Here is a 13,941-nt window from a genome sequence, read left to right as displayed (position 1 = left end):
ACAATTTCGAAGCTTTCGTTTCGACTTTGTCATCATCTGCGACTCGCTTCACTCAGGAGGCGTTTCGCATCACCAGGTCGATCATCTTAACACCACATCGATTCGTGTCAACAACTAGTGTTTCGCTTCGTTGTTGCACTGCGTCGCTGCAATGTGGGGCGCATTATAGGCGCTCTTTCCGGACTGTCAACACCTGTTGATCAAAATATCTCGACACGGGCCACTCGGCGCTTGCCCACCTGGACGACCACACGCTGTCCGCGCGCAAGCCTGAGGGCGCGATCTTCGACCCGCTCGCCCTCCAGGCGAACGCCCCCCTGCTGGATCATGCGGTAGGCCTCCGAGGTGCTCGCCACCAAGCCCGCTTCCTTGAGCAGTGTCGCGATGGGGAGCATGCCGTCTTCTTGAGCGGCCAGCCGAACTTCTTCGATATCTTCCGGCAATTGTCCTTTCTGGAAGCGCTCAATGAAGGCTTGCCGCGCCAGTGCCCCCGCACCTGCGCCATGGAAGCGGTCGACCAGCTCGACCCCGAGCTCGAACTTCACATCGCGTGGGTTGCGTCCATCCGCCACGTCCTGCTTGAGGCGGGCAATCGCCTCCATGGGACGGAAACTGAGCAGTTCGAAATAGCGCCACATGAGTGTGTCCGAGATCGACATGAGCTTGCCGAACATGTCGTTGGCTGGCTCACTGACACCGATGTAGTTGCCGAGTGACTTGGACATCTTCTGCACACCATCCAGCCCCTCAAGGATCGGCACGGTCATCACCACCTGCTGGGGCTGACCATACTGACGCTGCAATTCGCGGCCCACCAGCAGGTTGAATTTCTGATCGGTCCCCCCGAGCTCCACATCGGCCTCAAGCGCCACCGAGTCGTACCCTTGGACCAAGGGATAGAGAAACTCATGAATGGCGATCGGCTGCTGGTTACCGTAGCGTTTGCTGAAGTCGTCTCGCTCAAGCATGCGGGCCACGGTGTGGCGCGAGGCGAGCGTAATCATGTCAGCAGACGACATACTGCCCATCCAGCGGGAGTTGAATTCGATCCGGGTCCGCTCGGGATCGAGGATCTTGAAGACCTGCTCCTGGTAGGTGCGGGCGTTTTCGGTCACCTGCTCCCGCGTCAGCGGTTTGCGCGTCGCACTCTTGCCCGTTGGGTCGCCGATCATGCCGGTGAAGTCGCCGATCAGGAAGATGACCTCGTGCCCAAGCTCCTGGAAGGTACGCAGCTTGTTGATCAGGACGGTGTGCCCCAGATGCAGATCCGGGGCTGTGGGGTCAAACCCGGCCTTCACCCGCAGGGGGCGCCCAAGCTTGAGCTTCTCGATCAGTTCCGCCTCCACGAGGATCTCCTCGGTACCACGGCGAATTTCCCGCAACGCGCTTTCTATGTCGCGCATGTCGACCTCTACTCGTTCATTGACCCGTCTGGGTGTGGCCGGTATTTTAACCCGATTAATATCTCTACAGGCTTGGGAGCAATACATGACCCGCCACGCCGGACAGCAAGCCAGCCGCAAGAACCTCTTGACCACCCGCCGCCACCCTGTACTGCGCTGGGGTATTCTGGCCTTCGGACTTGCATCCCTGGGCGTAGTCATCGGCAAGGTATCGGACCCCGCCAGCCAACCGAACGACCCGCTCTCTCCCGCCAACCAGCTCACTGCCATCACCCTGCCGCCCGATCCGGCCCTGACCCCCGCCAACCAAGAACCGCCCCTTGCAACGACTCTTCCCGAGGCAGAAGGGACGGCCGAAAACGCGACACCGGGCGAAACGATTGATGTCGTCGTCGAGAAAGGAACCACCCTCTCCAAAATCTTCGCCAACCTGGATCTTCCTGCTCACGAACTGGACCAGATCGTCAAACTCGGCGACGACGCACTCAAGCTCACCCGCCTGCGTCCGGGCGAATCCATCACCTTCAATCTGTCCGACGCCCATGAACTGCAGCGCCTCAGCTATGCGCTGGGGCATGACCGCACCCTGCACGTGGTGCGTGGCGAGGACGGGACCTTCAAAAGCGAGATCGAAGAGCACCCGCTCGAATACCGCCAGACCCTGGGCAGCGGCGCGATCAGCAGTTCCTTCTATCAGGCGGCGGTCGACGCAGGTCTGCCTCCGGACATGGTGCTCCGCCTGGCCGACATCTTCGGCTGGAAGATCAACTTCCTGACCGACATCCAGGAGGGCGACCGCTTCAGCATCCTGTACGAGACCGTCTACAAGGATGGCGAGCCGGTGACCACCGGCGACATCCTGGCAGCCTCCTTCGTCAACAACGGCAAGCTGTTCCAGGCGGTGCGCTATACCGATAAAGAAGGCAACACGACCTACTACACCCCTGACGGCAAGAGCCTCAAGCGCGGCTTCCTGCGCTACCCCGTCGAGTTCTCGCGCATCAGCTCGCGCTTCTCCAATGCTCGCATGCACCCCGTCCTGCACGAGGTGCGCGCACACAAGGGCGTTGACTTCGCCGCCCCCACCGGCACCCCCATCCGCGCAGCCGCCGACGGCAAGGTCTCCTTCCAGGGCTGGAAGGGCGGGTATGGCAAGGTGGTCATGATCCAGCACGACGGCACCTATAGTACCGTCTACGGCCACATGTCGCGCTTCGAACCCACCCTGCGCGAGGGGGCCCGCGTCAAGCAGGGCCAGGTGATCGGTTATGTCGGTGCCACCGGCTATGCGACCGGCCCCCACCTGCATTACGAGTTCCGTATCAACGGCGTGCACCGCGACCCCCTGTCGGTCGCCCTGCCCGAGGCCCAGCCCATTCCCGCCAACGAGCGCAGCCGCTTCTTGGCGGAGTCCGCGCAGATCCTTGCCCAAATGAGCCGCCTGGAGGGCGAGGCCCGGACGGCAAGCATCGAACCCCGCGACGAAACCCCACAGCGCTGATTGGCATGGCGCTCTACATCGGGCTGCTATCCGGCACCAGCATGGATGGCGTCGATGCCTGCCTGGCCGACCTCAGCAGCCCGCATCCCCTAATCATCGGCACCCACCACCGCCCCTACCCTGCCCCCCTTTTGTCCGAACTGCGCGCCTTGGCCTCCCCCCAGGCCGAGGAAGGGGTGCAGCGCCTTGGGCGGCTGGATGCCTGGATCGGAGAGATTTTTGCCGAATCGGTGCTGCAGCTGCTCGAACAAACGGGCATCCGGGCCGCGCAGGTGCGGGCCGTCGGCTCTCACGGCCAGACGCTTTGGCATGCCCCGCACGCCGATTGGCCGCACACCCTGCAGATCGGCGACCCGCACCGCATCGCCGAGCGCACAGGCATCACCGTGGTGGCCGATTTCCGCCGCCGGGACGTGGCCGCCGGGGGCCAAGGGGCACCCTTGGTCCCCCCCGCCCACGCCGCCCTGTTCGGTGACACCGAGGAGCCCCGCATCGTCGCCAACATCGGCGGCATCGCCAACATCACCGTGCTCCCCCGTGGGGGGGGACCCAGCGGAGTACGGGGCTTCGACACGGGCCCCGGCAACACCCTGATGGACGCCTGGATCCTCCGCCACCGTGGCCTTCCCTACGATCAGGACGGGGCGTGGGCCGAGGAGGGGCAGGCGCACAAGGGCCTGCTCGCCTGCCTGCTGGACGATCCGTATTTCGGCCTGCCCGCCCCCAAGAGCACGGGACCGGAGTGGTTCAATCTCGACTGGCTGCAGACACGGGCGGGAGGACTGCTGCGGGAGCTCGCCCCCGAGGATGTGCAGGCCACCCTGCTCGAGCTCACCGCACGGACCCTGATCGGGGCGGCACGCACGGCGGCACCGGAGGCCGGACGGATGCTGGTCTGCGGCGGCGGAGCCTACAACACCGCGCTCATGGACAGGATGCAAGCACTGGCCGGGGAGATGAGGGTGGAGAGCACCGCCGCCTACGGGGTGGAGCCGGCCTGGGTGGAGGCCCTGGCCTTTGCCTGGCTGGCGAAGCAGACCCTGGAGGGCCTGCCAGGCAACCTGCCGCAGGTGACCGGCGCGCGGGGGGAGCGGGTGCTCGGCGCCATCTTCCCCGGCGGAGGATGCAGCAGCCGGGCACCTCGAAAAACCGTCACGAGCGGGCGGAGAGCAAGGAGCCCAGCAGCGAATCCCCGAGATATATCAAATAGATAGGCGAGGGGTGAGCGAGGAAGCGACGCAGCAATCCGTGCGCGCAGTAGGTTTTCGATGTGCCCGGCCGTCAGTGATGGCCTGAGACGCGCAAATCCATCGGCAGGTAGCTGCGCGTCGGTGCGCCGACATACTCCTGGGTCGGCCGGTAGATGCGATTCTGCGCCAGCTGCTCCTTCCAGTGCGCCAGCCAGCCGGCGGTCCGGGCGATGGCGAAGATCGGGGTGAACTGGTCCTCGGGAATGCCCATCGCGTCGTACAGCACGCCGGAGTAGAAGTCGACGTTCGGATGCACGCCCTTGTGCGCCAGGCGCTCGGCAGCCGCGGCCTCGAGCGCCTTGGCGATGTCGTACAGCGGGCTCAGCTCGCCGTGACGATGCTCACGCAGCTGCTCGAGCATACCCTGCAGGATATCGGCGCGCGGATCCTTCACCTTGTACTCGCGGTGGCCGAAGCCCCACACCACCTGCTTGTTCGCCAGGCGCTTCTCCAGCCAGCTTTCCGCCTTCTCCGGCGAGCCGATCTCGCGCAGCATCTCCAGCACGCGCTGGTTGGCCCCACCGTGCAGCGGGCCCGCCAGGGTGCCGATGGCCGAGGCGACCACCAGGTTGGGCGCGGCCAGGGTGGAGCCGCAGACCAGCGCGGCGAAGGTCGAGGCGTTGATGGTGTGCTCGGCATGCAGCACGAGGCAAGCGTCCATGATGCGCGCCTCGACCGGGTCCGGTTCGCGCTCCGTCATCATGTAGAGGAAGTTTTCCGCGTAGGTCAGGTCCGTGCGCGGCAGCACGGGGTCGTCGCCGCGACGGATGTGGTTCCACATCCCCACCAGGGTGGCCATGCTGGCGAGGATCTTGATCGCGGTGCTGTTGACGAACTCCTCCGTCGGCCCGGCCCCGTCCGCAGTCATGCGCTCGCTGCCGGGGTAGAACATGCCGAGGCTGGCCACACAGGTCTGCAGCATCTCCATCGGATGACCGTCGGTCGGCAGGAATTTCATGATCTCCCGCACGTTGTACTTCACCCGGCGGTTGTTGCGCAGCTCGCGGTCGAAGGCCTCCAGCTCCGCCTGCCCCGGGAGCTCCCCGTGGAAGAGCAGGTAGGCGGTCTCCTCGAAGGTGGAGTGGCGGGCCAGTTCGACGATGGGGTAGCCACGGTAGGTCAGGATGCCCTGCTGTCCGTCCAGGAAGGAAATGCTGGAGCGGGTGGCGGGCACCCCTTGCAGGCCGGGGACATAACTCATGCGCGATGATCCTGAAACGAGATGGCACCCCGCAGGGTGCGCCGGTTGAATGACGTCAGACGGAGAAGGACGAGCCGCAGCCGCAGGTGGTGGTGGCGTTCGGGTTGCGGATGACGAACTGCGCGCCCTCCAGACCCTCGGTGTAATCGATGGTCGCACCGGTGAGGTACTGGATGCTCATCGGATCGATCAAGAGCGTCACGCCCCCCTTGTCCATCCGGGTGTCGCCTTCCTGTTCGTTCTCATCGAAGGTGAAGCCGTACTGGAAGCCGGAGCAGCCGCCGCCGGTGATGAACACCCGCAGCTTCAGTGAGGGGTTGCCCTCCTCCTCGATCAGCTGGCGCACCTTGGCGGCCGCGCTGTCGGTGAAGATGATCGGTTCCTGGACTTGTTCAGACATGGGGAAAATCTCCCGAAAACTGGATTGAAAGGGAGTTTACCCGAGAATGCCCTCGATGGAACTCGGCCGCGCCTTCACGGCAGCAGGCCGATGGTGCGCAACCCTGCGTCCTCCGGCAGGCCGAACATGATGTTCATGTTCTGCACCGCCTGACCGGAAGCACCCTTGACCAGGTTGTCGATGACCGACAGGACCACCGCCACATCCCCGCCTGTGGGGCGGTAGACCGCGATGCGGCAGGTGTTGGCCCCACGCACGCTGCGCGTTTCCGGCAGGCTTCCCGGAGGCATCACATCGACGAAAGGCTCGTCCGCGTAGGCCTGCTCGAACAAGCCCTGCAGATCGCCGGCCTCACCCTTCAGGGGGGCATACAGGGTGGCCTCGATGCCGCGCACCATCGGCACCAGGTGCGGCACGAAGGTCAGGCCGATGTCCTGGCCGGAGGCGGATTGCAGCACCTGGCAGATCTCCGGCTGGTGACGATGGCCCGCCACGCCATAGGCGCGGAAGCTCTCACCCGCCTCGGCCATCAGGGTGTGCACCTCGGCCTTGCGCCCGGCGCCGCTGACCCCGGACTTGGAGTCCGCGATCAGGCGCGTGGCATCCACCCAGCCCGCCTTCACCAGTGGCAGAAGCCCCAGGGTGACGGCGGTGACGTGGCAGCCGGGGTTGGCCACCAGACGCGCTGTACGGATCGCCTCGCGGTTCAGTTCCGGCAGCCCGTACACCGCCTCGGCCACAAGGTCAGGGCTTTGGTGGGTCATGCCATACCACTTCTCCCACAGGGCGATGTCCTTGATGCGAAAGTCCGCCGCGAGGTCGATCACGCGCACGCCGGCCTCCAGCAGCTCGCGCGCCGCCCCCATGGCAATACCGTTCGGCGTGGCGAAGAACACCACGTCGCAGGCCGTCAGGTCCGCCTCGGCCGGGTCGCTGAAGGCCAGGTCCACATGACCGCGCAGGTTGGGGAACAGGTCCGCCACCTTCTCGCCCGCATTGCCACGCGAGGTGATGGCGGCAAGCTCGACCTCGGGATGCAGGGCGAGGATGCGCAACAGCTCCACCCCGGTGTAACCGGTGCCACCAACGATGCCAACGCGAATCATGGGTCTATCTCCACTTGCCAGGGACGGATCGATGGCGGAATGATAACGGTTTGACCGTGCCCAGTGTGAGCACGCCATGGAGCCTTCCACCATGATCGACCGCCGCCGTTTCTTTGCCCTGTCGCTTGCCGTCGCCCTCGCGGCCTGCGGCCAGGAGAGCACCCCGCCCGACGCCCCCCTTCACCTTCTGGATGCGGCCCCCACCCGCCTTGCCGCCCTGCGCGGCCAGCCTGTGCTGTTGACCTTCTGGGCCACCAGCTGCCCCGGCTGCATCGAGGAAATCCCCCTCCTGGTCGAACTGCACAACACCTATGGCCCGCGCGGGCTGAAGGTCATCGGCGTGGCGATGAGCTACGACCCCGAGCCCCAGGTGCGCGCCCTGCGCGAGCGCATGGCTATTCCCTATCCCATTGCGCTCGATAGGGACGGGACAGCGAGCGAGGCCATGGGCAAGGTGCGCCTGACCCCCACCACCTTCCTGCTCGACCCGCAGGGCCAGGTGGTGTACCAGAAGATCGGCATCTTCGACCTTGTGAAGGTGAAGGGGCTGATCGAGGGGATGTTGAAGGGCTGATTCAGAACCCCATCCAGCGGGCGGTCTGGTAGAACGCCAGGCTGACCGTGTAAGCGAGCGAGAGCGACCAGAGCACGCTGGTGAAGGTCAGGCGCCAGCTGCGACTCTCCGCCCGGATGGCGGCCAGGGTGGAGACACAGGGCGTGTACAGCAGGGTGAAGAGCATGAAGCTCATGGCCTGCACCGCATCCATGTGCCCCTGTACGGCGGCGCCCAGCCCCTCCTCCCCCACGCCGTACAGCACGGCCAATCCACCCAGCACGACCTCCTTGGCCACGAAGCCGAACAGGAGGGCCAGGGCGAGCAGCGGATCGAAACCGAGCGGGGCGAAGACCCCGGCGACCATCTGGCCGAGCCGGCCCGCATAACTCTCCGGCCCGGCGGGCTGCACGCCCCACGGCAGGTGGGTCAAAAGCCAGATGGCCACCACGCCGAGCACGATGAAGCGGGTGGCGCGGCGCAGGAAATGGGCGATCTCGCCACCGGCCGTTCTGAACATCGTGCCCGGCACCGGCAGACGGTAGGGTGGCAGTTCCAGGATGACCGGCTCCACGACGTTGTAACGCCGCTTGAACAACCAGGCGGTGAGCATCGCCGCCAGCAGGCTGAGCAGGTACAGGCTGAACAGCACGATGGCGGCCTGGTTTGGGGCGAACAGCACGGCGACGAAGAACAGGAACACCTGCAGGCGCGCCGCGCAGAGCGAAAACGGCAGCACCAGCATGGTCAGCGCGCGCAGCCCGGGCGAGCGCATGACCCGCGTCCCCATCACCGCCGGCACGTTGCAGCCCATGCCGAACAGGTGGAGCACGAAACCGCGCCCATCCAACCCTAACCTGGCCATGAAACCATCGACCAGAAAGGCCGCGCGGGCGAGGTAACCCGAGTCCTCCACCGCCGACATGACGATGAAGAACAGGGCGATCACCGGCAGGAAGCTCGCCACCGTGGCCAGGCCGTCGTAGATGCCCTCGAACAGCAACCCCTGACCGAAGGCAGGCAGGACGTCAGCAAGCGTGGCCTGCAGCCCGTCCCGCAGTAGGCCCAGGGCCCACTCCACCGCGTCCTGCAGCGGTGCGCCGAGGGTGAAGATGAACTGGAACAGCAGGAACAGGCTGAGGAAGAAGATCGGCAGCCCCCAGATACGATGCAGCAGGATGCGGTCCAGCCGCTCGCTCATCCGGTCCGAGAGCTGGTGCGGGGCCTTCACCGCCACCCGCAACAGGGCCTCGGCCTCCTCCTGCACCACCTCCTCCGGGGCCAGGCGCTCGGCCAACTCGGCCAGCGGCACCGGCCGGGCCTCGCGCAGAGCCGCCGCCATGGCCTGGCGCAACCGCCCCATGCCCTCCGCCCGGCGGGCACTGACTGCAAGCACCGGGAAGCCCAGCGACTCGCCCAGGCGATCGACATCGATGGTCACGCCAAAGCGCTCCGCCTCATCCCGCATATTGAGCACGGCGAGCATCGGCAGCCCGAGCGCACGGGCCTGCAACAGCAAGGGGAGCTGTCGGTCGATCTGGGCGGCATTAAGGACCACGACCAGCACGTCCACGGAGACACGCTCGAGGAAACGGCGCACCACGTGCTCGTCCTCGGTCATGCCATGCAGGTCATAAATTCCGGGCAGATCCACCAGCTCGACGAGATCGCTGCCCAACGGCAATTGGGCCGCCGAGAGCTCGACGGTCAGCCCCGGCCAGTTGCCGGTGCGGGCGGAGGCGCCAGTGAGACGGTTGAAAAGGGTGGACTTGCCCGTGTTGGGCATGCCGAGCAGGGCAATGCGCCTGGCCACGGGCGGGAGGATTCCAGCGCAGCGACGCCGTCGTCAGACGGCATGCTTGACGGTGATCGACTCGGCCTCGCGCGGGCGCAGGAAGAACTCGGTGCTGCCCACACGCAAGTGCAGCGGCCCACCGAAGGCGGCGCGACGGATGACGCTGACACTCTTGCCCGGGCGCACACCGAGGGCCTGGAGCCGGCGCACGAGACAGGCCTCGCCTTCGACGCAGGTCACGCAAGCGGATTCACCACAACGCAGGCAGGACAGTTTCATCGCGCATCCTCGGTGCCGCACGGGCACGAAGCCAATTCTTGAGAATAAATGATAATAATTCCCAAGAAGATGCGCAACGCATTCTTATTTCCTGACGCGAGACTCGGACAGCCTCTCTAGGGTGACTCGAAAAACCGTCACGAGCGGACAGAGTGCAAGGAGCCCCGCAGCGAATCCCCGAGACATATCACATAGATAGGCGAGGGGTGATCGAGGATGCGACGCCGCAATCTGGCCGCGCAGTAGGTTTTTCGAGGCACCCTCTACTCGTCGCCCCGAATCAGCCCACCCAGGCCGTAGTCGCGCAAGGCCGCGCGCAGCATGGCGCGCACCTCATCCCCCCGTTCGCAGGCCAACGCCTCCCAGGCCAGCAGGCGGGCATGTTTCAGCGGCACGCTGCGGATCACCCGCTTGATCCGGGGAAGACTGCCCGCACTCATGCTCAGGGAATCGATGCCGAAGCCGAGGAGGATCAGGGCGCCGAGCGGGTCGCCCGCGAGTTCACCGCACACGCTGACCGGCCGTCCGGCACGCCGGCCGCCGGTGACGATGTCGTGAATGGCACGCAGCACGGCCGGGTGCAGGCTGTCGTAGAGCGGGGCGACGCGCGCGTTGTTACGGTCGACCGCGAGCAGGTACTGGGTCAGATCGTTGGTGCCGACGGAGAGGAAATCCACCCGCCGCGCCAATGCGTCGATCTGGTAGACCGCCGAGGGCACCTCGACCATCACCCCGACCTGCACGGCCTCCCCGTTCAACCCATCCTCGCGCAGTTCAACGTGCGCCTGGTCGATCAACTCCAGGGCCTGCTCGAGTTCTCCCACGCCGCTGATCATCGGCAGCAGGATGCGCAGATTGCCGAGCCCCTTGTTGGCACGCAGCATGGCCCGCACCTGGGTCAGGAAGATCTCCGGGTGATCGAGGGTCAGACGCACCCCGCGCCAGCCGAGGAAGGGATTGTCCTCATTGATCGGGAAATAGCCGAGCGGCTTGTCACCGCCCACGTCCAGGGTGCGCAGCACGGCGGGCCGCGGGGCATAGGCCGCGAGGGCCTCACGGTAGATGCGCGTCTGCTCCTCCTCGCCGGGGAAGTTGTCGCGCACCTGGAAGGGAATCTCGGTGCGGTAGAGGCCAATGCCCTCCGCGCCCACGTTGTTGGCCGGGGCCATGTCGGCCAACAGGCCGACGTTGACGTAGAGGTGAACGCGCGTGCCGTCCGGGGTAATGGCGGGGGCATCGCGCAGCGTGGCGAGCTCGGCGGAGAGCTGCGCCTCCTCGCGCACCAGTCGCTCGAGCTCCTCGCGCAACGTGCCACGCGGCTCGACGTGCACCACCCCGCGGTAGCCGTCGATGACCATCTCACGCCGATCCAGGCGCTCGACCGGCAACTCGCTCGCCCCCATCACCGCCGGCACACCCAGCGCACGCGCAAGCAAGGCGACGTGGGATGAGCTGGAGCCACGCGCGGAGACAATCCCCGCCAGCCGCCCTTCGGGCAGCGCGGCCAGATGGGTGACGGTGATCTCACGCCCGACCAGGATGGTGCGCTCGGGATAGTCGCGAACGCCGTTCTCGACCTCCTGCAACTGCTCGAGGAGGCGCGCCCCCACATCGCGCACGTCTTCCGCGCGCTGGCGCAGGTAGTCGTCATCCATGCCTTCGAACACCGCCGCATGCTCGCGGATGGTGTCGCGCAGGGCGGCCGGGGCCCACAGCCCAGCACGGATGCGCCGCTCCATGCCAGCAAACAGGCTCTCGCTGCCCAGCATCATGGTGAAGGCGTCGAACAGGACGCACTCCTCCTCCGGCAGGCGCTGGGCCATGCCCTGGCGCAGGGCGGCCAGCTCGGCGCGCACGGCCTCGCGGGCGGCCTTGAGACGCGCGAGCTCGGCCTCCGGGTCATCGCAGCGGCGATCGGGCACAGCCTCCAGGTCAGCCTGGGGGTAGACCACCACGGCGATGCCCGAGGCCACGCCGGCGGCCCCTGGCACCCCGCGGATGGCCTCGCCGACCACCTTCTTGCGACTGCTGGGGGGATGGGCCACCGCCTCGCTCAGTTCGGCCTGCACAATGCTGCTGGCGAGCTGGGCCGCCAGGGTGACGAGGAAGGATTCCTGGTCGTCGGAGAAGCGGCGCGACTCGCGGTCCTGCACCACCAGCACGCCGAGCACCTCGCCGCGCAACAGGATGGGCGCACCGAGAAAGGCGTGGTAGGGCTCCTCGCCGATATTGGCGATGTGCTTGTAGCGCGGGTGCTGCGGCGCGTTGTCGAGGTTGATCGATTCGGCGCGCTGCGCCACCAGGCCGACCAGCCCCTCGTCGGGAGAGAGCGATACCCGGCCCACCGCCTTGCGCGACAACCCCTCGGTCGCCATCAGCATGAGTGGCGCGTCCGGATCCCCCACCTTGGCGCGCGGCACGAGGTAGACCGAGCAGACCGCCACATCGAGGGCCTCGCGCACGCCGCGCACGATGGCCTCCAGCGCCATCGTCAGATCGCGTGCACGACCGACCTCCCCGACGATGCGGCGCAGGGTCTCGAGGATCATTCGCCCCCCGGCAGCTTCAGGTGCTCGGCGGCGCAGGCGGGAGGAGCGCGTCCTTCGGGCGGGAAGAGCAGCGGTGCCAACTCGTTCAGCGCGCTGTCGTAGACATCGCGCTTAAACGACACGACCTCGCTCAGCGGCTGCCAGTAGTCCACCCAGCGCCAGTCATCGAACTCAGGGCGATGACCATGGTCCAACTGCACCGTCTGGTCAGGCACGAGCATGCGCAAAAGAAACCACTTCTGCTTCTGGCCGATGCACACGGGAAAGGCGCGCTTGCGCACGAGGTTGCTGGGCAAACGGTAGCGCAGCCAGTCGCGCGTGCAGCCGAGCAGCCGTACATGCTCGGGCAGGAGACCGGTTTCCTCGCGCAGTTCGCGGAACATGGCCTCGAGCGGGGATTCCTCGCAGCGGATGCCGCCCTGGGGGAACTGCCAGGCCTGCTGCCCCACGCGACGCGCCCAAAACACCCGGTCCTCGGCATTCACGAGAATGATGCCCACGTTGGGGCGATAGCCTTCCGAGTCAATCACGGGAGTAACAACAAAATAGGGATGAAGGCGATTGTTCCACAAGCACCTGATGTGGGCAAAGTGCCCCTCCATTACAATGTGCAAATTCCTTTTATGACCGGCTGACACCATGAACCTGGCCATCTTCGATCTCGACAACACCCTCCTCGCCGGCGACTCCGACTATCTCTGGGGCCGCTTCCTGTGCGACATGGGGATCGTCGATCCGTCCCAGTACGAGGCGGCCAACCAGCGCTTCTACGAGGACTACAAGCAGGGCCTGCTCGACATCGACGCCTTCCTGCGCTTCTCCCTCGCCCCGTTGGCCGCGCACCCGCTGGAGCAGTTGGAGGCCTGGCACCGCCAGTTCATGGAAGAAAGGATCGAGCCGATCATCCTCCCCAAAGCCCTCGAACTGATCGAGGAGCACCGCGCACGGGGCGACCGGCCGCTGATCATCACCGCGACCAATGCCTTCGTCACCGAACCCATCGCCCGTCGCCTGGGGGTCGAGGACATCCTTGCCACACAACCCGAGCGCGTGGGGAACCGCTACACGGGACGCTATGTCGGCACGCCGACGTTTCAGCACGGCAAGGTGAAGGCTCTGGAGGAATGGCTCGGCGCCCAGCCCGAGCCGCTCGAGCGCAGCTGGTTCTACAGTGACTCGCGCAATGACCTGCCGCTGCTCGAGCGGGTCGACCATCCGGTCGCGGTGGATGCGGACGAGGTGCTGTCCGCGGAGGCCACGCGGCGCGGCTGGCCACTGATCTCCCTGCGCGAGCCCGTGAGGGCCTGATCAGGCCCGCGGCAGGGTGACCCCGGTCTGCCCCATGTACTTGCCTCCGCGATCCTTGTAGGAGACCTCACAGCTCTCGTCGGATTCGAGGAACAGCATCTGCGCCACGCCTTCGTTGGCGTAGATCTTGGCGGGTAGCGGGGTGGTGTTGGAGAACTCCAGCGTCACATGCCCCTCCCACTCCGGCTCCAGCGGCGTGACGTTGACGATGATGCCGCAGCGCGCGTAGGTCGACTTGCCCAGGCAGATGGTCAGCACGTTGCGCGGGATGCGGAAGTACTCGACCGTGCGCGCCAGGGCGAAGGAGTTGGGCGGAATGATGCAAACGTCCGATTTCACCTCGACCAGGCTCTTCTCATCGAAGGCCTTGGGGTCGACGATGGTGCTGTTGATGTTGGTGAACACGCGGAACTCATCCGCGCAGCGCACGTCGTAACCGTAGCTGGAGGTGCCGTGGGAGATGATGCGCTGCCCCTGCGCCTCGCGCACCTGCTTCGGTTCGAACGGCTCGATCATGCCGTAGGTTTCCGCCATGCGGCGGATCCAGCGGTCGGACTTGATGCTCATCAACACTCTCCGGGAACGGTATTCGCGCG

General features: G+C 66.0%; 13 protein-coding genes. 4 read left to right on the top strand and 9 right to left on the bottom strand.

Going from position 1 to position 13,941, the window contains the following annotated elements; genetic code table 11:
- Positions 1 to 200: 200 nt before the first annotated feature.
- On the bottom strand, positions 201 to 1,403 hold the full coding sequence (tyrS, locus tag V6D91_RS10815; protein WP_347320396.1) for a tyrosine--tRNA ligase: 1,203 nt from the start codon (positions 1,401 to 1,403) through the stop codon (positions 201 to 203).
- An 85-nt stretch (positions 1,404 to 1,488) separates the two neighbouring features.
- Between tyrS and V6D91_RS10810 the strand changes: the two genes are divergently transcribed.
- Complete coding sequence (locus V6D91_RS10810; RefSeq protein WP_347320394.1) at positions 1,489 to 2,904, top strand: peptidoglycan DD-metalloendopeptidase family protein; 1,416 nt, start codon at positions 1,489 to 1,491, stop codon at positions 2,902 to 2,904.
- A gap of 5 nt (positions 2,905 to 2,909) precedes the next feature.
- Positions 2,910 to 4,118, top strand: a complete 1,209-nt coding sequence (locus V6D91_RS10805; RefSeq protein ID WP_347320392.1) for an anhydro-N-acetylmuramic acid kinase — start codon at positions 2,910 to 2,912, stop codon at positions 4,116 to 4,118.
- A gap of 67 nt (positions 4,119 to 4,185) precedes the next feature.
- Here the strand turns inward: V6D91_RS10805 and V6D91_RS10800 are convergent, their stop codons facing one another.
- The 3 genes from V6D91_RS10800 to argC form a co-directional block, all read right to left on the bottom strand.
- Positions 4,186 to 5,355, bottom strand: coding sequence for a citrate synthase (locus V6D91_RS10800; RefSeq protein ID WP_347320390.1), 1,170 nt, complete (start codon positions 5,353 to 5,355; stop codon positions 4,186 to 4,188).
- 55 nt (positions 5,356 to 5,410) lie between these two features.
- Positions 5,411 to 5,755, bottom strand: a complete 345-nt coding sequence (gene erpA / locus V6D91_RS10795; protein ID WP_347320388.1) for an iron-sulfur cluster insertion protein ErpA — start codon at positions 5,753 to 5,755, stop codon at positions 5,411 to 5,413.
- 74 nt (positions 5,756 to 5,829) lie between these two features.
- Entirely contained in the window at positions 5,830 to 6,861 is a 1,032-nt protein-coding gene (gene argC, locus V6D91_RS10790; RefSeq protein WP_347320386.1) for an N-acetyl-gamma-glutamyl-phosphate reductase, read from the bottom strand.
- Between the two features lie 76 nt (positions 6,862 to 6,937).
- Here argC and V6D91_RS10785 point away from each other — a divergent pair, with 76 nt between their 5' ends.
- Positions 6,938 to 7,435, top strand: coding sequence for a TlpA disulfide reductase family protein (locus V6D91_RS10785; RefSeq protein ID WP_347320384.1), 498 nt, complete (start codon positions 6,938 to 6,940; stop codon positions 7,433 to 7,435).
- A gap of 1 nt (position 7,436) precedes the next feature.
- Here V6D91_RS10785 and feoB read toward each other — a convergent pair whose 3' ends face one another.
- The 4 genes from feoB to V6D91_RS10765 form a co-directional block, all read right to left on the bottom strand.
- Positions 7,437 to 9,227 carry a ferrous iron transport protein B gene (gene feoB, locus V6D91_RS10780; protein WP_347320382.1) on the bottom strand — a complete coding sequence of 597 codons (1,791 nt, stop codon included), beginning with the start codon at positions 9,225 to 9,227 and terminating at the stop codon, positions 7,437 to 7,439.
- A gap of 33 nt (positions 9,228 to 9,260) precedes the next feature.
- Positions 9,261 to 9,488 carry a FeoA family protein gene (locus V6D91_RS10775; RefSeq protein WP_347320380.1) on the bottom strand — a complete coding sequence of 76 codons (228 nt, stop codon included), beginning with the start codon at positions 9,486 to 9,488 and terminating at the stop codon, positions 9,261 to 9,263.
- Positions 9,489 to 9,751: 263 nt separating this feature from the next.
- Positions 9,752 to 12,034 carry a phosphoenolpyruvate--protein phosphotransferase gene (ptsP, locus tag V6D91_RS10770; RefSeq protein WP_347320402.1) on the bottom strand — a complete coding sequence of 761 codons (2,283 nt, stop codon included), beginning with the start codon at positions 12,032 to 12,034 and terminating at the stop codon, positions 9,752 to 9,754.
- Positions 12,034 to 12,567, bottom strand: a complete 534-nt coding sequence (locus V6D91_RS10765; protein WP_347320378.1) for an RNA pyrophosphohydrolase — start codon at positions 12,565 to 12,567, stop codon at positions 12,034 to 12,036. The genes ptsP and V6D91_RS10765 overlap by 1 nt, the downstream gene beginning before the upstream one ends.
- A 109-nt stretch (positions 12,568 to 12,676) precedes the next feature.
- On the opposite strand from V6D91_RS10765, the gene V6D91_RS10760 reads away from it, so the two are divergent.
- Entirely contained in the window at positions 12,677 to 13,345 is a 669-nt protein-coding gene (locus tag V6D91_RS10760) for an HAD family hydrolase (protein WP_347320376.1), read from the top strand.
- On the opposite strand, the gene dcd is transcribed toward V6D91_RS10760, so the two are convergent.
- Positions 13,346 to 13,912, bottom strand: coding sequence for a dCTP deaminase (gene dcd, locus V6D91_RS10755; RefSeq protein WP_347320374.1), 567 nt, complete (start codon positions 13,910 to 13,912; stop codon positions 13,346 to 13,348).
- Between the last annotated feature and the right edge of the window lie 29 nt (positions 13,913 to 13,941).

Origin of the sequence: Thiofaba sp. EF100 (assembly GCF_039822285.1) — a bacterium.
Lineage (GTDB): Bacteria > Pseudomonadota > Gammaproteobacteria > Halothiobacillales > Halothiobacillaceae > Thiofaba.
This window is presented reverse-complemented; position numbering and strand designations above follow the sequence as displayed.

Coding starts and splice junctions, on each gene's coding strand:
- tyrS (WP_347320396.1), bottom strand. CDS start 1,403: ATGCGCGACATAGAAAGCGCGTTGCGGGAAATTCGCCGTGGTACCGAG.
- V6D91_RS10810 (WP_347320394.1), top strand. CDS start 1,489: ATGACCCGCCACGCCGGACAGCAAGCCAGCCGCAAGAACCTCTTGACC.
- V6D91_RS10805 (WP_347320392.1), top strand. CDS start 2,910: ATGGCGCTCTACATCGGGCTGCTATCCGGCACCAGCATGGATGGCGTC.
- V6D91_RS10800 (WP_347320390.1), bottom strand. CDS start 5,355: ATGAGTTATGTCCCCGGCCTGCAAGGGGTGCCCGCCACCCGCTCCAGC.
- erpA (WP_347320388.1), bottom strand. CDS start 5,755: ATGTCTGAACAAGTCCAGGAACCGATCATCTTCACCGACAGCGCGGCC.
- argC (WP_347320386.1), bottom strand. CDS start 6,861: ATGATTCGCGTTGGCATCGTTGGTGGCACCGGTTACACCGGGGTGGAG.
- V6D91_RS10785 (WP_347320384.1), top strand. CDS start 6,938: ATGGAGCCTTCCACCATGATCGACCGCCGCCGTTTCTTTGCCCTGTCG.
- V6D91_RS10775 (WP_347320380.1), bottom strand. CDS start 9,488: ATGAAACTGTCCTGCCTGCGTTGTGGTGAATCCGCTTGCGTGACCTGC.
- V6D91_RS10760 (WP_347320376.1), top strand. CDS start 12,677: ATGAACCTGGCCATCTTCGATCTCGACAACACCCTCCTCGCCGGCGAC.
- dcd (WP_347320374.1), bottom strand. CDS start 13,912: ATGAGCATCAAGTCCGACCGCTGGATCCGCCGCATGGCGGAAACCTAC.